Below are 20,736 nucleotides of genomic sequence, written 5' to 3' on the forward strand. Positions count from 1 at the left end.
CATGAAAATTCTAAAGCAGCTATTTTTTTTTAGCATTATTACGTTCACAATTTCAGCTTGTGATACTGATGATTTTTGTGAAATTAGTTCACCCACGCCTAACTTAATTCTTCGTTTTTACGATAAGGATGTGAATGATGATCTAAAAATTGTGCAAAGGCTCTCTATAATAGCTAATGGAAAAACAGATAGTTTGTATACTAATAGATCTGTTGATAGTATTTCCATTCCTCTAAATACCAATGTAACTGAAACAATTTACACCTTTAAAAGAAATGAATCTGATGGAAATTTAATTGGAAATGAAACTGCCACATTAACTATTAGATATACTCCAGAAGAAGAATACCTATCAAGATCATGTGGGTTTAGATTTATTTTTAACAACTTAACATTCGAAAAAACAGGTTGGATTGATGGGCTATCAGTAACAACTTTAGAAACAATAAACTCACAAGAAAATGCGCACGTCAACATTTTTCATTAGCATCTGTTTAGTTCTTTGTTTTAACTTGTTAAACGCACAAAACATAGGAATCAACAAGGAACAACCTAAAGATACTGTAGTATACAAAACAGGTTATGGTTTAAGGCTTGGTGTCGATCTAAGTAAAGCTAGTCTCAGCTTTTTCGACAAAAGTTATAATGGACTTGAAATAGTAGGAGATTATCGAATTTCAAGCAGATGGTATTTAGCTGCAGAAATCGGTTACGAAGAAGAAATTACTTTTGAAGATTTTACCACCTCTTCCGCCAAAGGAAATTATATTCGAGTTGGAGCTAATTACAACACCTACAATAACTGGTTAGATATGAATAATGAAATTTATGTTGGAGGAAGATATGGAGTCGCATTATTCGATCATACTTTGCGAAGTTACAATCCAAATGTAACTACGGGAGATGTGAATGTTCCAATTTACTTTCCTAGTACACCGGTTAATACACCAGTAACTGAGACAGGACTAACTGCACAATGGTTAGAATTTGTTTTTGGAATTAAAGTAGAAACGTTTAAAAATTTATTTATAGGATTTAGTGGATCATTTAAAATCGCTACTGCAATAGAAGATCAAATTGGTTTTAAAACTTTATATGCACCAGGATTTAATGATATATTAAATAGTAGCACAGGTTTTGGTTACAATTATACTTTGACCTACTTGATTCCTTTTGTTAATAAATAATTCACGAGCATACCTCCTATTTTACTACCTTTACATTAAGTAACAAACAAACTTATTAACAATGGATAGAATACCTAGCGTTGATTTGAGAGACTTTTTGTCTGGAGATGAAAGTAGAAAGCAAAAATTTATTAGTGAAATTGGTCATGCATACGAAACTATAGGTTTCGTTGCTCTAAAAGGACACTTTTTAGATAATGAGCTGGTAGATAATTTGTATGAACAAATAAAGAAGTTTTTTGAACTGCCTGTAGAAACTAAACAGAAATACGAAATTCCAGGAATTGGAGGTCAGCGAGGTTATGTTTCTTTTGGTAAAGAGAGTGCTAAAGGGAAAAAAGAAGGAGATTTAAAAGAATTTTGGCATTTCGGACAATATGTTGAAAACAACCCAAAATTAGAAGAAGAATATCCAGAAAATGTTACCGTAGAAGAACTTCCTGAATTTAATGATGTTGGGAAACAGACTTATAAAATGTTAGAGAAAACTGCAAAATTTGTACTACGTTCTTTAGCATTACACTTAGGTTTAGAAGAAACCTATTTTGATCAATATATATTTAATGGTAATAGTATTTTAAGACCAATACATTACCCTCCTATTCACGAAGAACCAAAAGGGGCCGTTAGAGCAGCTGCACATGGTGATATTAACTTAATTACTTTATTAATGGGAGCTCATGGTAAAGGATTACAAGTTCAAAATCATGAAGGAGAATGGATTGATGCTATCGCAGAACCAGATGAATTAATGATTAATGTTGGAGATATGTTATCAAGACATAGTAACAATAAATTGAAATCTACTATTCATAGAGTTGTGAATCCACCAAAAGAGTTATGGGGAACTTCTCGTTACTCAATTCCTTTCTTTATGCATCCAATTTCTGAAATGAAATTAGACGTATTAGATAAATGTATTGATGCTGACAACCCGAAACAGTTTGAAGATATTACAGCTGGTGACTTTTTAAACGAACGCTTAAGAGAATTAGGATTAATAAAGTAATTATGGATTTGCAAGATCAACTTAAAAACCTTTTTCCTGATCATCAATTTGAGGAACCAAAAGCAGAAGAAAAATCTGATGTCTGGTTACAAGATGAACCTTTACTTTGTAAATATGAAAAACGTAAAGGAAAACCGACAACGGTAATAGAAGGTTATAATGGAGCTACTTCGGACTTTAAAAAAATAGCTAAAGAAATAAAGACAAAACTTTCTGTTGGTGGTAGTTTTAAGGATGATACTATTATAATTCAAGGTGATTATCGCAATAAAATCATGGAAATTCTTAAAGAAAGAGGATTTAAGGTTAAAAGAGTTGGTGGATAAATATTTAAACTATTTAATACTTTAAAGAAATTACCTTACGGCTATTTTAAAAAAATCACTTTTTTAACAAAAAGTTTACCAAAATAATAAAAGTTAAACACAAACAAAACAATATTCTCAAGAGTATTGTTTTTTTTATTAATATTGATAAATCATTTTTTAAGTCCCTATAAATGAGTTCTTTTTTACATATTACAAACGGTGACATTACAACTGGAATTTTAAAAAACCTTAACATTAAAGGCGAAATTATTACTTGGCGTGAAATGTTATGTGAGGGAAAAACAACTGCAGATGTTGGAAGTGAAGATTTTTGGAAAACTCGGTTTGACTTCTTTAGCAATGTTTATCAAGTGACCAAAAAAACATTCATTGATTTTACTTTAAAAGAGTACAGAAATTTATGTAAACAAAATCAAGATGAAATTATACTTTGGTTTGATTACGATTTATTCTGTCAAATAAATATGTTAGCTGTTGTTAGCTGGTTAAAAAAATATCGAAAAGGAAGTAAAATTACCATTGTTCACGCAGGTGCTTCTGGTAATCATATTGGTCATTTATCTAAAGAGGAACTTGCTAATTTGTATTTAAACAGAACTCAACTTTCACAAGATGATATTGAATATGCCGATTATATCTGGCAATTATACTGTTCTGACAGTCCATTACGATTGGAAACCGTACATAAATTTAATCCTTCTTCACCTTTCATTTACTTATCGGATGCTATTAACGCACATCTTAAACGTTTCCCTTCAATAGAAAATGGTTTAAATAAAATTGAAAATAACATAATCCAGGCTGCTCATAAAGCAGACTTAAAATCTGAAAATGAACTTGTAAGCAAATTGCTTAAAGAACAACAAGTTTACGGATTTGGTGATATTCAATACAAAAACAAGATAAAAGAGCTCAGAAATTTATTTTCTTCATTAAATCCAGTTAAACTTAGCGAAGACGGTATTCAACTTCTTAATAATCAAATTAACTACTATAGAGAATTACGTTCTGATTTTTCGTATCTTGGCGGGGCAAAAAAATACAGCTATCTGTATATGAATGCTAACGACAAGTTATTGAAATTAACATCTTAATGAATATTCAAAATTCTGAACTTATTTTAAATCCAGATGGCAGTATTTACCATCTAAATTTAAAACCTGAACATATTGCTAACGATATTATTTTTGTTGGAGATCAAGACCGCGTAGATAAAGTTACTGAGCACTTTGACAAAATAGAGTTTACAACTCAGAAAAGAGAGTTTAAAACATCTACGGGATTTTACAAAGGAAAACGATTGTCAGTTGTTTCAACTGGAATTGGACCCGATAATATTGATATTGTTTTAAATGAGTTAGACGCTTTAGTTAATATAGATCTAGAAACTAGATTAGTTAAAAAGGAACACACAGCTTTAAATATTATTAGAATTGGAACATCTGGTTCATTACAAAATGATATTCCTGTTGATTCTTTTTTACTAAGTTCACACGCTCTTGATATTAATGGAATGCTTCATGCGTATCAAATAGAAGATATTTCTATTCCTGAAATTGAAAAGGCTTTTATAAAACATACAGATTGGTCCGTAAGAAAAGCAAAACCTATAATTATTGATAATTCTAAAGAACTAGAGAGTAGATTATTTTCAAATATAACCTTTAAAGGAATAACTGCTACTGCTGGAGGTTTTTATGGGCCACAAGGTCGTGTTTTAAGACTTTCGTTACAAGACCCAAACATCAATAAAAAAATTGATAGCTTTAATTATAATGGTCATAGAATTACCAATTTAGAAATGGAAACTTCTGCTATTTACGGTTTATCTAAACTACTTGGACATAAAGCTTGTTCTATGAACGCTATTTTAGCAAATAGAGCAAACGGAACTTTTAGTGAAGATCCGAAAAAAATTGTAGAAGACTTAATTATATACACGTTAGATAAACTAGTTGAATAAATGCTGAATTTAAAAGTTGGTGGCGTTCCTGAACATTTTAACTACCCCTGGTATATTACTTTAAAAAATAAAGAATACACCAAGAAGGGAATAAACCTTAGATGGCAAGATTTCCCTGGAGGTACAGGTGCAATGTGTAAAGCTTTAAGAGAAGGTGATATTGATATTGCTATTGTTCTTACTGAGGGAATTATCAAAGACATTATTGACGGGAATCCTTCAAAAATCATACAAACTTACGTTAAAAGCCCATTAATTTGGGGGATTCATGTAGGAGCCAAATCTAAATTCAAAAGTATTGATGACCTTGAAAATGCTACTGTTGCTATTAGTAGATTTGGTTCTGGTTCACATTTAATGGCAATTGTAAATGCGTACAATAATGGCTGGGATATTACCAAACTTAGATTCAAAGTTGTTAAAAACCTCCAAGGAGGAATCGATGCACTTACTAATGGAGACGCAGATTATTTCATGTGGGAACATTTTACGACAAAACCTTATGTTGATGAAGGGATCTTCAGAAGATTAGGCGATTGCCCCACTCCATGGCCATGCTTTGTTGTTGCAATACGAGATGAAGTTTTAGAAAATCACCCTGAAGAAATTAAAACTATAATTGATATTCTAAATAATTGCACTTCTAATTTCAAAGAGATCAAAGATATTGATAAAACGCTATCAATCAGATACGAACAACAGCTTGAAGACATTAAGGAATGGTTATCTATAACAGAATGGAATGACGGAAAACCAATAACCAAAAATTTATTGACTCGCATTCAAAATAAAATGGTTGGCTTCAACGTTATATCCGAAAAGATTAATTCTGGAAGATTAATTAAAAATTTGTAAATTTAACGTCTAAATAAGATAAAATGAAAAGAGTAGTATTTATTGCAATTTGTATTGTTGGTTCTTTAGGATTAATCTCGTGTGGAAGTACAGCTCCGTGTGGCTTATCACAAAACACAAAAACCAAGCAAACTCAACAAAACTATCAACAGGAGATTGTTGTTGCTGATGCGGCAGCAGATTAAGTTGATTGTTCTTTTTTCAAATTCAATAAATCCGCTTCTTTAGGCGGGTTTTTTTATTACCTTTTGTAAATGAAAAAGGTTTTAAAAATTGCTAAAGTAGTCATAGCATTATTTTTGGTATTAATTTTAATTGACTTCTACGTTTTTCGAGGATATTTCAACGTAGATGTTTTTCGAAGATACTTCCCCGATTATAGCGAAAGAAAAGAGATTCAATCTGATAATCTTGAGTTAAAAATTAAAAAATCTGATAGTTCATTTCTTATTAATTTCAAAAATAAAAGCTTAAAACCATATTTTGTTAAGACATACAGATGGAAAGTTAAATTTCCTGTTAATGACTCTATTTTTTTCCTTCATTTAAGATCTAAATCTTACTACCCATATCTTCAAGATGATTATAAAGATGGAATGGATTGTGGAACAGGTATAGGGTATTTCTCAATAAACCCTTTAGAAAGTTTCGAAAAAGAAATAGGTTACTATGAATTAATAAAAAACCATCTAAGCTACGATCATCGTAAAAAGACACAAGGCGATACAATCAATGATTTATTTTACAATAAACCTCTCATTATTTCAAAAAAGATCAGCTTCCTTATCTAATTAGTAGAGATGATTTAACTGAAAAAGACAGTTTGAGTCTTCGACTGTACATTCCAGTATATAACTATAGCTACAACCAATTGATTTATGTCAAATCCAACAAAATCCAGGTTTCATATTTAGATGTAATAAAGAATGATGTTCAAGTTAAAAAAGAAGATTTTGAAAACTATTAATTCCTCTTTTTCAACATTGGAACAAATTTAAAATCTCCGAGCTCATGTTTCTCAAATTCTTTTGCCGATTTTCTAAGTAGCAAAGTCATAATTTGAGTTTTGTTTCCAACCGGAATTAACAACTTCCCTCCTATTTTTAATTGACTTAATAACGGATTAGGAATAAAAGGTGCTCCTGCGGTTACGATAATTTTGTCAAAAGGTGCTTGTTCTGGTAAACCTTTGTAACCATCACCAAATATAAACTTCTTCGGCCGGTAACCAATTTTTGGCAAGAACAATGAAGTTCGTTTAAAAAGTTCATGTTGACGTTCTATCGTATAAACCTCTGCTCTTAATTCTAACAAAACTGCTGTCTGATAGCCCGAACCTGTTCCTATTTCTAAAACTTTATCACCTTCTTTAACTTCCAAAACTTGAGATTGAAATGCAACTGTGTAAGGATGAGAAATAGTTTGATCTGCCGCAATAGGAAAAGCTTTATCTTGATACGCATGATCCTCGAAACTACTATCTATAAAGAGGTGTCTTGGAATTTTTCTAACAGCATTCAATACTTTTTCATCGGTAATTCCTTTTCCCGATAACACATTCGCTAATTGATTTCTAAGTCCTTGATGTTTGGTAGTATCTCTCAAAAAAAAGTTGATTTTTGTGTTTTTAAAAGTAGTAATTATTCATAGAAAAAATCTATAAAAGTGTATCTTTGTTAGCGTTGATTTGAAAAAATCAGCAATCATTTAAAACTTAATTATATATGCTAAAAGCCGGAGTTTTAGGAGCAGGCCATCTTGGAAAAATTCATCTTCGATTATTACAAGAATCAGAAAAATACCAACTCGTTGGGTTTTATGACCCTAATGAAGAGAATGCCCAAAAAGTAGCCGCTGAATTCGGATACCATTTATTTGACTCAGTTGATAGCTTAATTGACGCTGTTGATGTTGTTGATATTGTTACTCCGACTCTTTCTCATTTTGAATGTGCTAAAAAAGCGATTGAAAAGGGAAGGCATATTTTTATTGAAAAGCCAATTACAAATACACTTCAGGAAGCTGAGGCTATTAAAACTTTAGCAAGTCAAAACCATGTTCGTGGTCAAGTTGGGCATGTCGAACGCTTTAATCCTGCATTTAAAGCAGTTAAAGATATTATTGAAATGCCTATGTTTATTGAAACACACAGACTTGCTGAATTTAATCCTCGCGGAACTGACGTTCCAGTAGTATTAGATTTAATGATTCATGATATTGATATTATTTTATCTGTAGTGAAATCAAAAGTAAAGAATATTTCTGCAAGTGGTGTTTCTGTTATTTCTGAAACTCCAGATATTGCCAATGCTAGAATCGAATTTGAAAATGGCTGTGTAGCAAATTTAACTTCAAGTAGAATTTCCATGAAAAACATGCGAAAAACTCGCTTCTTCCAAAGAGACGCGTATATCTCCGTTGATTTCCTTGAGAAAAAATCTGAAGTAGTTAAAATGAAAGATGCACCAGAAACTCCTGATGATTTTGCTATGATCTTACAAAACGCAGAGGGAATTAAGAAGCAAATTTATTTTGAAAACCCAAAAATAGAACCAAACAATGCAATTTTAGATGAGTTGGACTCATTTGCTGATGCAATTCATCAGGATATTACCCCTGTGGTTTCTTTAACTCAAGGAACAGAAGCATTACGAGTAGCTCAGAAAATAATTGATTGTTTTTCTAAATAACATATAACAACTAAAATTTAATTTTCATGAAAAATATTGCTGTTATTGGTGCAGGAACAATGGGAAATGGTATTGCCCACACTTTTGCTCAATTTGGATTTAACGTGCAATTAATTGATGTTTCACAAGCTGCTTTGGATAAAGGTATAGCTACTATTTCTAAGAACTTAGATAGAATGGTAGCCAAAGAGAAAATATCAGAAGCAGATAAAACAAACACTTTAAATAACATTACTACGTACACTAATATTCAAAGCGGTGTTCAATATGCTGGATTAGTAGTTGAAGCTGCGACTGAAAACGTAGACCTAAAACTAAAAATATTTAAAGAATTAGATGAAGTGTGTCCTGAAGATACGATATTAGCTACTAATACTTCTTCTATTTCAATTACTCAAATTGCTGCGGCCACCTCTCGTCCGGAGAAAGTTATCGGAATGCACTTTATGAATCCAGTACCAATTATGAAATTGGTAGAGATAATTAGAGGGTATAATACTTCTGATGAAGTAAATGACTTTATTGTGAACTTAACCAAAGAAATTAATAAAGTTCCTGTTGAGGTAAATGACTACCCTGGATTCGTAGCAAACCGTATTTTAATGCCAATGATTAACGAATCAATTGAAACATTATATAACGGAGTTGCTGGTGTAAAAGAAATTGATACAGTAATGAAATTAGGAATGGCTCATCCTATGGGACCATTACAATTAGCTGACTTTATTGGTTTAGATGTTTGCTTATCTATATTAAACGTTATGTACGAAGGATTCAAAAATCCAAAATACGCTCCATGTCCACTTCTAGTAAACATGGTTACTGCCGGTAAATTAGGGGTTAAATCTGGTGAAGGTTTTTACGATTACTCTGAAAGCAGAAAAGCTGAAACTGTTGCTAAAATATTTAGCTAATTAAAATTACTTACATATAACGTTATAAAACAAAAAGAACTCGGATGAGTTCTTTTTTTAATTGGGGATTATATAAGTGTTAATTACTAAAAAGTAATTAAAGGGGAAACAATTGATGATTATCGGGGAATCTAAAGGGGGGAATGTTACTTGTAAAAGGGTCTTTAATTATATCTTACGAAAACTGGTATACTCTTTACTTTTAATTCTGAATTTGATACTCCAAATAATAATCTTAATAATTGATCTATTATAGGTTGAAAAGTGTTCATATTAGATTTTTTTTTAAGGTTTTATTCTTTTTTTTGACCCCGCTAAATTACTAAGTAATTGTTCTTTGAGATAGAACTTTTAGACTTACAGTAGTACCTTACACGATAAATGGTATCATTTTATCGATAAATAAGAATAGAATGAGGATTCAAAGAAAAAGTAGTCATACATTACTATTATTTTACCATATTTATTTTAATATTAATTTACCTGACCATGTTTTTGTACCAGAATAAATCTTAAAGAAATACAATCCAACAGCTAAATTATTTCTTTTAAATACTAAAGTATTGTTCCCTGCATTGGCATTATAAGTTTCTTTATGTACTTGCTTCCCAAAAATATTGTATACTTCAAATTTTAATTTGCTATTCATATCAGAGCTAAATACTAATTTAGTTACCTCTCCCACAGGGTTAGGCATTACTTTCACATTATTTTTAGTTACAATATCATCGACTGATGCAGAAGCAGATTTAGAAAACTTAACATTCCCTATTTCTAATGTTTTATTCTCAGTTAAACCTCCATCAGACAGAAGCGTAAAGAATAATGTTTTGATATCATTAAAACCATTATTAACTTGCTTAGCACTCGATATTAAATCTGACAATAAAATAATATGTTCTTTCTCTGTAGAGGATAAATTAATGGTAATATTAGGCTGATCCTCCCAGCTAGATATACTTTCACGAAGCAACATAACTTTTAACTGTCCAGTTCCTTTTGCTAAGAACGAAAGTGAGTTATAATCCGAAACATCTACTTGTTCAAATTTTGGAGTTAATGACCTATAAATAGAAACATCTTGATCAGCAATAAAATTAGCTGTAATATTCCTTTCCACACCTAAATCGTCAGCTCCAAAATCTTCTGTATTTTGAGTAACTGTAAAATTGCTTAAAAACGGTTCAGAACTGTAATCAATTCCCCATGTTCCGTCCGATAAAAATAAATCATCAGGAGTTGCATCGAACTCATTAGAGATTCTGAATCCAAAATCATATAAATTTTGTGTATCTAACATTACATTATTTAGAGTTCCTTCTAAATCAATGTTTAACTGGATATTTTCTGCGGTTGATGTTTCAGTTCCTCTTTTATTTCCGTCAATTGAGATGGTTGTCGCTCCTATAGTACTTACAATTTCTAAATCAATCTTACCACTATAGTAATTTGCTTTTCGAACAAATACAGGTGGTGCTTCGGAGCTTATGTAAGATGATATACTTTTTTGAATGCTTAATAAACGTAAAACCTCCTGCGATAGATTATACAAATCATCAATATTACTAGCCCATATCTGGAAATTATAAAATCCTTTATTTGAATATTTGTCTAAATTCCAATGTGATTCAACAATATAAGATGTATTATCTTCTGATTCAGCTACGGAAAAGCTTGCCACGTATTCAATACCTCCATCTGGTCTTTTAACAATTGATTTTATAAATACCTCGTCATTGATTTCCATGTTAGAAACAGACAATAATTCTGAACCTGTAAAACGGTCACAGATATGTTTTGTATGTTCGTAAACTGAATTTTCGGTTTTTAAAACCAAAATTGTTCCTAAACCTTCATTGTTTGGTGTAATATAATCTACAGATAAAACTTCTACTGCATTTGTAATATCCGCTAAATCTTCGGGTGAACTTTCAATAACACTTGTACCTTGTAAAATATCCATTGGGATAAAATCCCATAAGGTTATATTACTTATTTTTTTACCATATGTTGGTCGCTTAAATACTCTTTTTGCAGCGGCTCTATCAAATTTATAATTTGATTTGAGTCTATTTAAATTTCTTTGATTGATTTGATGTGACAATCTATTATTACTCTCAAGTCCACCATTGTTACCTGATGTGATTGGTGTTATTTCTGGACATGATGCAACTCCTGAACAAGCCGGGTCATCACAATCCACTAAACCATCTCCGTCGTCATCAACTCCATTAGTACAATCTTCTTGTGGTACTGGAGCAGTTGGACACCTTGCTCCATCGTTTTGTGAACTTGCTGGACCAAAAGCAAAAAGATTAGATACCATATCGGCACTACTATTAACATTTTGAACTCCATAAACAACATATACTGTACCTGTTTGATTAGCAGATATATAAAAATTTCCATCTACATCGAAATATACTGCACCGTAAGTGTAATTTAATCCTGAAAGAATCGGAATTTCGCCTAAATCTTCCACATTTCCTGTATTTGGATTAATTTTATATAATTTATTAGAATATTTTTCTACTGTATACAACATATTGTCAGCGGCATTAAATGCCCAATCATGATTTGTAATCGCTTGGGAAAGGGTCATTGTACCAATATTTGTTAAATATGTTGGTGATGAAGGATCTAAATCAATTTTATATAATCCCGAACTTCCATTTTTTAAGTAATATATACCATTATGATTTACATCTCCTACATAGGAGTATGGTGCATTATTGATTGTGTATTTGGTAACCTCATAATTATTACCAATTCTGACGATTGTATTGGAAGGACTTTTCAACGAACCCCAAATGTATCCGTCGGCAGGATTATATCCAACACCATTAATAACTGAAGGGTCTATATCTATACCATCAAGTGTGGCTATACCAGATGCCAAGTTTTGTGCATAAACATCATTACTTTGAAATAAATAAGCTTCTGTAACACAATTAAAAGGTTCACTAGCTTGTGCCAATACCTCAGTACTAACTAAAAAAATAAAGGTGAGACAAAAAAAGTATTTTAACTGCAGATAATTTTTTTTCATAAGACTGTATTGTTTTTTATTAGGCTTCTTTTAAAATACGATTTATTATTTCTAGATAGTGAATACTACACATCTTCAGTATATTTACTGTAGACTAGAAACCAATTTCATATGATAAAAAATTGTAAAAAAAAAAGGCATCTCAATGAGATGCCTTTTTTACCACTAAACTATACTTTAGTTAGTCTTTATCATTATCTTTTTCCTTTTTAGAAGTTTTATTCCAAATTTTAATTTCATCCTCCAAAGTAATTCCAGACTTCACCTCAATATTGACTCCATCAGAAATACCTAACTGTAATTCTTTCTTTTCAAATGAATCTTCTCCTGTTTTGATTTCTACATATGGCTTTTCAGATTTCTTGTCAAAACGTAATAACGCTTCCTTAATGGCCAAAACACTATCTTTTTGCTCTAGAACAATATCTGCATTTGCAGAGTAACCCGCCCTAATGAAATAATTAGCATCTAAAGCTACATCCGCTTTAATTTTAAACTGAACCGCCCCACCTTCTTCTGTTCCTTTTGGTGCAATAAAGTTTAACTGAGCAGGAAATTTTTTATCTTCAATTGCTCCTAAAGAAACTTGCAATTCAGTTCCCTTTACTAATTTACCAACCTCAGATTCATCTACTTTTCCTTCGAAAATCATTTTTTTCATATCAGCAATCGTAGCAATTGTTGTACCTGCGTTAAAGCTATTACTTTGAATAACCTGATAACCTTTCTTTACTGGGATTTCTACAATCATTCCAGAAGAAGTTGCTCTAATATTTGTGTTGGCTGCACTACCTAATCCAGCAGTAGTTCCTCTCTTAACAATATCCATATTTGAACGAGCATTAGATAAACGTTGTTTGGCATTGTTAAATGATAACTCTGAATTTTCAAACTCTTGACGTGCAATTACACCTCTTTCAAATAGACTTTTATTTCGCTCAAACTGAGTTTTAGCATTATCATAAGCCAATTTAGCATTTTTAATTTCATTGTTAGCAGAGTTCAATGCTTCTACATTAGGAACCACTCTTACTGTTGCTAATAAATCACCTGACTTCACAACTTGACCTTCTTCTACAACAATTCTATCAACGATACCTGCAATTTGAGGTTTAATTTCAACTTCTTCTAATGGAACCACTTTACCGGTAGCAACTGTTTTCTTAACAATAGTTGTTTTAAAAGCTTTTTCAGTTTCGAATTGTACAATATTTTTCTTGTTCTTTTTCGCAAACCAAATTAATACGATTGCAAATAACACAAACACAGTTATTAATATAATTTTTGCTCTTTTACTCATTTTGTTTATTTATATAGTCTGATTATTATTTTTACTCCTCTCTTAGGGCTTCAATAGGTTTCACTAAAGTTGCCATATATGCTGGTATTAAACCTATAGACGTTCCTAGCACAATTAGTATTCCGAATGCCACTAGTATTATTGGAATATTAACCGTTGGGTTCAATAATGCGGCATCTGGACCAGTGGCAAAAGCTCGGTCTATCCCATATAAAATAAGCCCTCCGAAAATTATACCCAACATTCCTGCTACAACTGTTAAAAATACAGATTCTAAAATCACTTGTAGTCTAATTTCTAAAGGTGTTGCTCCCAAGGCTCTTCTAATTCCAATTTCTTTGGTACGTTCTTTTACAGTAATTAATAAGATATTACCAATAGCAAAAACACCTGCAATTAAAGTTGCAATTCCAACGAACCATGTTAAAAACTGCATTCCAGTTAAGAAACCCGTAAATTTACCGATTTCTTTAGCTAAATTAATTCCACCTAGTGCTTTATTATCTTCTGGGTCTACAGTATGTAAATTCTTTAATGTTAATTGAATATCCGATTCAAATTGTTCAATATCTACTCCTTCCTGAGCAGTAATCATCATCCAATCAATTTTATTACCTCTATTGTAAATCTGTTGAAAAGTAGTGAAAGGTATGTAGGCTGTATCACCATCAAAATCAATTGCGCCAGACTTATACACTCCAACTACTTTATAATTTACATTATTAATTATGATATACTGATTTATAGGGTTTTCGTTCTTCTCGAATAACTGTTTATAAATATTTTCCTCAATTACAGTTACTTTGGTTTTATTTTTTATGTCGTTTTGATTCAGGAATCTTCCATAAATCAAATTTTTCTTTTGAACTTTATCCAAAACAGGATAATCTCCACTTACTTGAAAATCTCCAGATTTAAAACCATTTACCAAAAGATTCATAGTTTGACATCGAGGAACAATGTACTTTAATCTTCCATCGAATTCTTCTTTTAATACTTCTACATCTTTGGTTTTTAATTGTATCCTTCTTCCTTTTTGATATCCTTTAAATGGTTTATCAGTTCTTTGTGTCCAAACAACTAAACTATTTGTAGCGAAATCTCCAAATAAATTTTTAAAATTATTCTCCATTCCTCTAGCAGCTCCTAATAGAACAACCAGTAAAAAAATACCCCATAAAACACCTATAATTGTAATTACTGTGCGTGTTTTATTCTTACGAATACCTCCGTAAATTTCTTGCCAAGTATCTGAATCAAATAAAAATTTAATCATAATTAATCTGCTCTTAGTGCTACAATTGGTTTAATCTGTGCTGCTTTTTTAGCTGGCAAATATCCTGCAAGTAATCCAGCTAAAATTAAGATAATCGTTGCTCCTACGACTATTCCTGAACTTACACTTGGGTTGTAAATAAAATACTTCTCAAGTCCGTCACCTATTTGGTCTAGTATAAAAGTTCCGAGTAAAAGTCCGAAATAACCTGCCAAACCTGTGATTAATAATGATTCTTTAACAACCATACTAATAATTGAAATTGGTTTAGCCCCTAAAGCCTTTCGAATTCCAAATTCTTTTGTTCTTTCTTTAATAGAAAAAATCATAATATTACTGATACCAATAATTCCTGCTATCAAAGTACCTGATCCTACAAAAATCACAATAAAAAAAAGTGCTGCAGTTAATTGACCTACTCCTTTATTGGCTTCAGCCATATTCCTAATAAATAAGGCACTTTGATCATTTGGATGAATGTCTAGGTTTTGTTTTAAATCTCTTTCTAATCCATTACCAAAAGCTAAAGCCTTATCGATAGTTAGTCTAGGATTATAACCTATTAAGATATTATCGATATAATCGTTATTACCATATAATTTTTGAGCAGTTGTTATTGGCATGTAAATATTTCTTTCTTCTCTGTCTCCACCTTCATCAGAAAAAACTCCAACAATCTTGTATGAAATATCATTAACATTAACATATTTACCCAAAGCAACTCTCTCTCCAAACAAATCTTTCTTAACCAATCTACCAATAACAATAACTTTGTTTTTTTGACTTAAATCTAATTGATTTATAAATCTCCCTTCATCAATTATCGTTTTTTCTAAATACCTGTGATCTGGATGTACAGCCCTAATATTATAGTTATCTTGATTATTCTTATAAACAACCTGTGCACTTAAATACTTTCTTGCTGATATATACTGAATTTTATCCTCGTAGTTTTCAACTATATAATCAAGATCTTTATTCTTTAATTGAATTCTTCTCCCCGATTGTAATCCTTTATAAGGTTTTGAGGTTTTCCAAGTTCTAACAAACATGGAATTATTAGCATCATCAACAAACGCTTGTGTAAAAAAGTTTTGAAGTCCATTTACTATTCCGAAAAGCAACGTAAATAATAAAATTGCAAACGAAATTGTAAATCCAGAAAGTATTGTTCTAAGTTTATTCTTATTAATACTTTGAAATATCTCTCGCCAAGAATCTATATCAAACATATTAGTAAACTTTTTTCAATTCTTTTTTATTTGTATACTCATCGCTGATGATGACACCGTCTTTTAATCTAACAACTCTATTTGTTTGTGCTGCAACTTCTTCCTCGTGTGTAATTACGAAAACTGTCATTCCTTCGTCATTTATACCTTTTAACAAATCCATCACAGAATCAGTAGTTTTAGAATCTAATGCTCCTGTTGGTTCATCCGCTAAAATTACTTTAGGTTTCGTTACTAATGCTCTTGCAATTGCAACACGTTGTTTCTGTCCTCCCGACAATTCATTTGGAAGATGATTTGCCCAAGGTCCAAGCTCTACTTTCTCAAGATATTCTTGAGCAATTTTTAAACGTTCCTTTCTTCCCATACCTTTATAGTATAATGGTAAAGCTACATTCTCAACTGCTGTTTTATATGATATTAAATTAAACGATTGAAATACAAAACCTAAAAACTTGTTTCTAAGAATCGCCGCTTTTTTCTCATTTAAATCTTGAATTAATTGTCCATTTAAAAAGTAATTACCTTCATCATGAGAGTCTAGTAATCCAACAATATTAAGTAGTGTAGACTTTCCCGATCCAGAAGATCCCATGATAGATACGAATTCTCCTTCCTTAATATGCAAATCGAGTCCCTTTAAAACGTGAAGAGAATCATTACCGATTGGGTAAGATTTATGTAGTCCTTCTATTTTTATCATATAGTTAGTTTTTTCTAATGTAAGTTATAAGTGTACTCACTTTACGAACTTACAATGACTAGACGCTCAATTTTAAAATATGTTACAGAAAGTTATTGTAATTTTGAAAAAAAATAATCAGCAGAATGATAGAGCTTCCGGAAAATAAAAAAATTATACTATTTGATGGGGTTTGCAACTTATGTAACCAAACTGTATTAAGAATAATTAAACTTGATAAAAAAGATAATTTCCGCTTTACATCCTTACAATCCGAAATGGGTAAAAAAATAATAGAAGACCTAAAAATTGATACTTCAAAAGTGGATTCTATTATTTTATTTGAGCCCAAAATTGCTTATTATTTAAAATCTACTGCTGCTTTAAAAATAATTGGTACATTTGGAGGAATTTGGGAGGTAAGTAAGTTTCTATTGTTTTTCCCCTCGTTTATTAGAGATTTTGTTTACGATATTATCGCAAAAAATCGTTACAAATGGTTTGGTAAAAAAGATCAATGTATGATTCCAACTCCAGATTTATTATCAAAATTTATAGATTAATGATACAAGATTTAAGATGTGTAATCTTTGATATGGATGGTGTAATTATTGATTCTGAAGAGTTACATAGAAAAGCTTACTACGAAGTATTTGAAGCTTTAGAATTGAATGTAACGGAAGAGTTATATAAATCGATGACAGGTTCTTCTACGTTAAATGCTTTTCAAAAATTAGTTTCACATTTTAGTTTACGCGAAATCCCTGAAGAACTTGTTCAAAATAAAAGAAAAAGATATGTCAATTTTTTTGAAAACGACCCGAATTTACAATTGATTGAAGGTGTTGAAAAATTGATTCAGTATTTTTACAACAAAGGCTATACCTTAGTATTAGCGTCGTCTTCAGCAATGGTAAATATTAATAGAGTATTTGATCGATTTGATTTACACAAATATTTTAAGGCTAAAATAAGTGGAGCCGATTTGAAAGCCTCGAAACCTCATCCTGAGATATTCGAAAAAGCGGCTGTTTTAGGTGGACATCAAAGACACAACTGTATTGTTATTGAAGATTCTGATAATGGAATTAAAGCGGCTAATGATGCTGGTATTTTTGTTGTAGGATATAAAAATCCTTTAGTTACAAATCAAACACTAGAAAATGCAAACCTAGTGATTTCAAATTATGAGGAATTAACTGAAATTTGCTAATGGAAAAAATTACTTTAAAATCTTTTTTCACCTGTACTTTAATAGCATTAGTTTTTGGGTTTATTTATCTGAAAAACACTGATATTTCTTCAAGTATTGATAGAAATATATCTGATAAAATGCTCATAAAGAATGCAAAAAAACAGATTGATTCTATTAAGCAGTCATCTTTAATTGAAGATACTACCATGGACTTAATTATAAACTTAGCAGACGATTACAACAAACATAAAAATATTGGGACTAAACTGACAGAAGAAAACATTCATAGCTTTGAGAAAAAAATAAACCTAACACTTCCCGAATCTTATAAATTATTCTTGACCTATTTTGGTGATGGTGGAGAAATGATCTATGACACCTCTATTCTGAGTACCAAGAAAACAATGTTTATCAAGGATCAATTTAACAATCTTCCAGATGAGTTACAGACAAGTGAAGGAACTGTAACCACAAGCGCGTTATTGGCATTAACCAAAAATAAAAAAAGGAAAGGAGATTGGTACTGGGTAACTAATGACTTAAATGAAAATAACGAATGGCCTTTAGTTTTTATTGATACTGAAAATAACTCTATCAGATACTCTGTTAAAGAATTCTCTGAATGGTTACAACTCTTAGTTATGAGCAAGAGTGATGTAATTTCAGCAATAAAAAACAGAGAAGAAACTTTATCTGAAAGTAGAAAAGTTGTAACTACTTCAAGTTATCTAAAATAAAGTTTATTGTTTCGTTAGTATTATTGTTTTTATTGTAAGAATTAGTTAAATATTTAGAAGATACAGCATATTTTTGTTGAATTAAATATTCAATTTGACTGGCATATTCTAACGTTACTTTTCCTGTGAGTAAAATTCCTAAATCTTTACCTTCCTTGTAATAATTGTATATTTTCTTTAATCCAGTTAAGTACAAATAATCTTTTGTAAACCCTCCTCCACGATAAGCTCTCGCCGTGATATAAAAAGCATCTTCTCTATTTAAATCAAACGTATTGTGTAATGATCTAAAAGTTTTTGAAAATGAATATCCTTTAGCTAATCCATTTACCGCCATTACCCGATACGCCAATTCTTTCAAACGTTTTAAAGTCAAATTTCCTGACATATATTCGCTGAAAACAGCTAAGCCTTCCTGAGTTTCTTCATTCCCTGGAAATCCATGAGAAAATATTTTTAATGGATGTTCTAAAGCATTCATAGTAGTAACCATGTGAACACCAATTTCATGATTTGTTAATATGGCCAATTCATTATCAGAATACTTGTAATTTTCTTTTAAAACTAATGAACGCGTACTATTTAAAACCATGGCAATAGCACTCATTTTTCTAGAGTGAGTAATACTAAAATCAAAATCGTAATTTTTACCATAATCAATAAAAAATTGCTCTGATTCTTTAGAGGTATACTTCGGCTTAAAAGCTTCACTGCTTGTATCCTCATCCTCAAAATGTAGAATAAACTTAGCATTTTCCACATCATCTTCTGTTGGTGAACCAAAAGAACGCAAACTATTATAATAAAATCTATTGCCTTCTCCTATAGTTTCAATACATTGAATTAATCCTGAATAGAAATAAATGATATCCTCATACAAATCACGAATCTTCTGATCTTCAATATCTTCAAGCGGTAAGGCAAAAAACTCACTGTGTAATTTAAACTTATCAAAGTCGCGCTCAGGATAAACGAAATTAGGATCAGTTAAATATTTAGAACTAAAGAATTTTGTTTTTTCCTCTTCAATATTTACAGGATTTACATATCTTAATAATTCTATCTTTTTAACGAGCTTATCTATTCGCTGGTCAATTTCAAAAAGCTTTTTTGTATTCACCGTAGTATCAATCATCATTACAAATTCTAACCCGCAAATTTAATATTTATGTCTATTAAAGAAGTCTGATGCGTGAACTTTTAGCGATTTATTTAAATACCTTTTTACTGCGTTCACCACTTCAGGATAAATAACCTGATTCAATTCGTCACAATATACTTTTGCGATTTCTGTTGCTAATACTAATGTGTTTTCAAACCTTGATGTTATGAACATCAAGAAATAACCATTACCTTGAAAAGTATCATTAATTTTTGCAGTAGATTTAATATCATTTGGAAGTGGCATTTTCTCCAATAAATTTCTCCAAGAATTAATGTCTCTTGCAAATCGAGTTTCATCAACATTTTTTGTACCCAAATTCCAAGTTGGCACTTCTCTATCCCAACGTTTCCAGTTATAACTATGCATGTCATAAACGATACAATGGTTATACTTTGACTCTAATTTTTCAATTAAAGCTTCTACAACGCTATAAAACTGATTATGCTTAGTCAAACTCTTTTCTTTAACCTCCGTTGATAACTCAGTTTTCCACAGTTGTTTTCCCCAAGCATCATGATAAATTGCAGACTCTGGAGTTCTGTTTAAATCATATTCAAAACGAGAATCCAACCCAGCTATTACAATCGGTTGATCAATTATCATTTCTTTAGTACATGGATCTTCTTCATACCAACGATCATACTCAGTATGCAAACAATTGCTCCACAATTCCTTTCTAAACTGATGTCCATCATGAACAGCAGCACAAACAAAAGGTACATATTCCTCAATTTTTATTACAAAAGAATAATCCTTAGAGACAGCTTCAAAAAGTTCTTCTTTTCGAATTTTATTTATTATTTCATTGACAGATAACCTTATCATTTACTTCAAAATTTTCTGTAAGACAACAAATATTTGTTTCTCCATTTTATCAACAGTTCCATCCGCAAAGAACACTTCTTTTATATCATTAATTAAATTTCTCTTTTCTTCTAGTGAATATTTATTCATCAATAAATACTCTCTGATATTTTCAATGATATCTTCCTCTTTATCAAACACAATTTGTGTATGTACTTTATTAAATGTTTTTTCGTCTACTTTAGAAAGAATATATTTTCGTTCTTCTTCAGTTTCTAATAAATTACATTGCGCTGCATATAATAAAACATAAGCTTCAAACTCTGCCCTAGTCCATTCTATAATCATA

General features: G+C 30.9%; 23 protein-coding genes. 14 read left to right on the top strand and 9 right to left on the bottom strand.

The annotated features are described in order from the left end of the window. The first annotated feature begins 1 nt into the window (after position 1). The 9 genes from BTO06_RS09395 (at position 2) to BTO06_RS09430 (ending at position 6,134) form a co-directional block, all read left to right on the top strand. Positions 2–487, top strand: a complete 486-nt coding sequence (locus BTO06_RS09395; RefSeq protein WP_100925056.1) for a DUF6452 family protein — start codon at positions 2–4, stop codon at positions 485–487. 25 nt (positions 488–512) lie between these two features. Continuing rightward, a complete protein-coding gene (locus BTO06_RS09400; RefSeq protein WP_232731438.1) occupies positions 513–1,187 on the top strand; it encodes a DUF6048 family protein in 675 nt (224 codons plus the stop codon). A 61-nt stretch (positions 1,188–1,248) separates the two neighbouring features. Beyond that, positions 1,249–2,196: an isopenicillin N synthase family dioxygenase gene (locus BTO06_RS09405; RefSeq protein ID WP_100925058.1), complete on the top strand. Its 948-nt coding sequence runs from the start codon at positions 1,249–1,251 to the stop codon at positions 2,194–2,196. Positions 2,197–2,198: 2 nt separating this feature from the next. Next, entirely contained in the window at positions 2,199–2,522 is a 324-nt protein-coding gene (locus tag BTO06_RS09410) for a translation initiation factor (RefSeq protein ID WP_100925059.1), read from the top strand. A 173-nt stretch (positions 2,523–2,695) separates the two neighbouring features. Continuing rightward, positions 2,696–3,619: a DUF1835 domain-containing protein gene (locus tag BTO06_RS09415; protein ID WP_100925060.1), complete on the top strand. Its 924-nt coding sequence runs from the start codon at positions 2,696–2,698 to the stop codon at positions 3,617–3,619. Beyond that, the gene (locus tag BTO06_RS09420; RefSeq protein WP_100925061.1) at positions 3,619–4,488 is read left to right on the top strand and encodes a nucleoside phosphorylase; all 870 of its coding nucleotides are present in this window, start codon (positions 3,619–3,621) and stop codon (positions 4,486–4,488) included. Before BTO06_RS09415 ends, BTO06_RS09420 begins: the two co-directional genes overlap by 1 nt. Continuing rightward, positions 4,489–5,343 carry a substrate-binding domain-containing protein gene (locus BTO06_RS09425; RefSeq protein ID WP_100925062.1) on the top strand — a complete coding sequence of 285 codons (855 nt, stop codon included), beginning with the start codon at positions 4,489–4,491 and terminating at the stop codon, positions 5,341–5,343. It begins immediately after the preceding gene. Positions 5,344–5,366: 23 nt separating this feature from the next. Continuing rightward, complete coding sequence (locus BTO06_RS18465; RefSeq protein ID WP_157811793.1) at positions 5,367–5,528, top strand: hypothetical protein; 162 nt, start codon at positions 5,367–5,369, stop codon at positions 5,526–5,528. A gap of 69 nt (positions 5,529–5,597) precedes the next feature. Continuing rightward, a complete protein-coding gene (locus BTO06_RS09430) occupies positions 5,598–6,134 on the top strand; it encodes a hypothetical protein (protein ID WP_100925063.1) in 537 nt (178 codons plus the stop codon). A 172-nt stretch (positions 6,135–6,306) separates the two neighbouring features. Here the strand turns inward: BTO06_RS09430 and BTO06_RS09435 are convergent, their stop codons facing one another. Next, positions 6,307–6,948: a protein-L-isoaspartate(D-aspartate) O-methyltransferase gene (locus BTO06_RS09435; protein WP_100925064.1), complete on the bottom strand. Its 642-nt coding sequence runs from the start codon at positions 6,946–6,948 to the stop codon at positions 6,307–6,309. Between the two features lie 119 nt (positions 6,949–7,067). Here BTO06_RS09435 and BTO06_RS09440 point away from each other — a divergent pair, with 119 nt between their 5' ends. Beyond that, entirely contained in the window at positions 7,068–8,033 is a 966-nt protein-coding gene (locus BTO06_RS09440; protein ID WP_100925065.1) for a Gfo/Idh/MocA family protein, read from the top strand. A gap of 26 nt (positions 8,034–8,059) precedes the next feature. Then, positions 8,060–8,947 carry a 3-hydroxybutyryl-CoA dehydrogenase gene (locus tag BTO06_RS09445; RefSeq protein WP_100925066.1) on the top strand — a complete coding sequence of 296 codons (888 nt, stop codon included), beginning with the start codon at positions 8,060–8,062 and terminating at the stop codon, positions 8,945–8,947. 463 nt (positions 8,948–9,410) lie between these two features. Here BTO06_RS09445 and BTO06_RS09450 read toward each other — a convergent pair whose 3' ends face one another. The 5 genes from BTO06_RS09450 to BTO06_RS09470 all read right to left on the bottom strand — a co-directional run bounded on the left by BTO06_RS09450 (position 9,411) and on the right by BTO06_RS09470 (position 16,507). After that, the gene (locus BTO06_RS09450; protein ID WP_100925067.1) at positions 9,411–11,996 is read right to left on the bottom strand and encodes a T9SS type A sorting domain-containing protein; all 2,586 of its coding nucleotides are present in this window, start codon (positions 11,994–11,996) and stop codon (positions 9,411–9,413) included. Positions 11,997–12,177: 181 nt separating this feature from the next. Beyond that, complete coding sequence (locus tag BTO06_RS09455; RefSeq protein WP_100925068.1) at positions 12,178–13,296, bottom strand: efflux RND transporter periplasmic adaptor subunit; 1,119 nt, start codon at positions 13,294–13,296, stop codon at positions 12,178–12,180. Between the two features lie 31 nt (positions 13,297–13,327). Then, positions 13,328–14,569, bottom strand: a complete 1,242-nt coding sequence (locus BTO06_RS09460) for an ABC transporter permease (protein WP_100926766.1) — start codon at positions 14,567–14,569, stop codon at positions 13,328–13,330. A gap of 5 nt (positions 14,570–14,574) precedes the next feature. Next, positions 14,575–15,804 carry an ABC transporter permease gene (locus BTO06_RS09465; protein WP_100925069.1) on the bottom strand — a complete coding sequence of 410 codons (1,230 nt, stop codon included), beginning with the start codon at positions 15,802–15,804 and terminating at the stop codon, positions 14,575–14,577. Position 15,805: 1 nt separating this feature from the next. After that, positions 15,806–16,507 carry an ABC transporter ATP-binding protein gene (locus BTO06_RS09470; protein WP_100925070.1) on the bottom strand — a complete coding sequence of 234 codons (702 nt, stop codon included), beginning with the start codon at positions 16,505–16,507 and terminating at the stop codon, positions 15,806–15,808. A gap of 125 nt (positions 16,508–16,632) precedes the next feature. Between BTO06_RS09470 and BTO06_RS09475 the strand changes: the two genes are divergently transcribed. The 3 genes from BTO06_RS09475 to BTO06_RS09485 are packed head-to-tail and all read left to right on the top strand — an operon-like array spanning position 16,633 to position 18,418. Next, on the top strand, positions 16,633–17,049 hold the full coding sequence (locus BTO06_RS09475; RefSeq protein ID WP_100925071.1) for a thiol-disulfide oxidoreductase DCC family protein: 417 nt from the start codon (positions 16,633–16,635) through the stop codon (positions 17,047–17,049). Then, positions 17,049–17,699: an HAD family hydrolase gene (locus BTO06_RS09480; protein WP_100925072.1), complete on the top strand. Its 651-nt coding sequence runs from the start codon at positions 17,049–17,051 to the stop codon at positions 17,697–17,699. Before BTO06_RS09475 ends, BTO06_RS09480 begins: the two co-directional genes overlap by 1 nt. Then, entirely contained in the window at positions 17,699–18,418 is a 720-nt protein-coding gene (locus BTO06_RS09485) for an SMI1/KNR4 family protein (RefSeq protein ID WP_100925073.1), read from the top strand. Before BTO06_RS09480 ends, BTO06_RS09485 begins: the two co-directional genes overlap by 1 nt. Here the strand turns inward: BTO06_RS09485 and BTO06_RS09490 are convergent. Genes BTO06_RS09490 through BTO06_RS09500 form a run of 3 tightly spaced genes read right to left on the bottom strand, consistent with a single transcriptional unit; the run spans position 18,396 to position 20,735 of the window. Beyond that, positions 18,396–19,556 (bottom strand): flavohemoglobin expression-modulating QEGLA motif protein, encoded by a 1,161-nt coding sequence (locus BTO06_RS09490; protein ID WP_335755671.1) that lies wholly within the window; start codon positions 19,554–19,556, stop codon positions 18,396–18,398. The two genes, BTO06_RS09485 and BTO06_RS09490, sit on opposite strands and share 23 nt — an antisense overlap. Before the next feature lie 21 nt (positions 19,557–19,577). Continuing rightward, positions 19,578–20,408, bottom strand: a complete 831-nt coding sequence (locus tag BTO06_RS09495; RefSeq protein WP_100925075.1) for an N-formylglutamate amidohydrolase — start codon at positions 20,406–20,408, stop codon at positions 19,578–19,580. Continuing rightward, positions 20,409–20,735, bottom strand: a complete 327-nt coding sequence (locus BTO06_RS09500; protein WP_198517066.1) for a hypothetical protein — start codon at positions 20,733–20,735, stop codon at positions 20,409–20,411. Between the last annotated feature and the right edge of the window lies 1 nt (position 20,736).

The organism is Tenacibaculum sp. SZ-18, assembly GCF_002813915.1.
Taxonomy (GTDB): Bacteria; Bacteroidota; Bacteroidia; order Flavobacteriales; family Flavobacteriaceae; genus Polaribacter.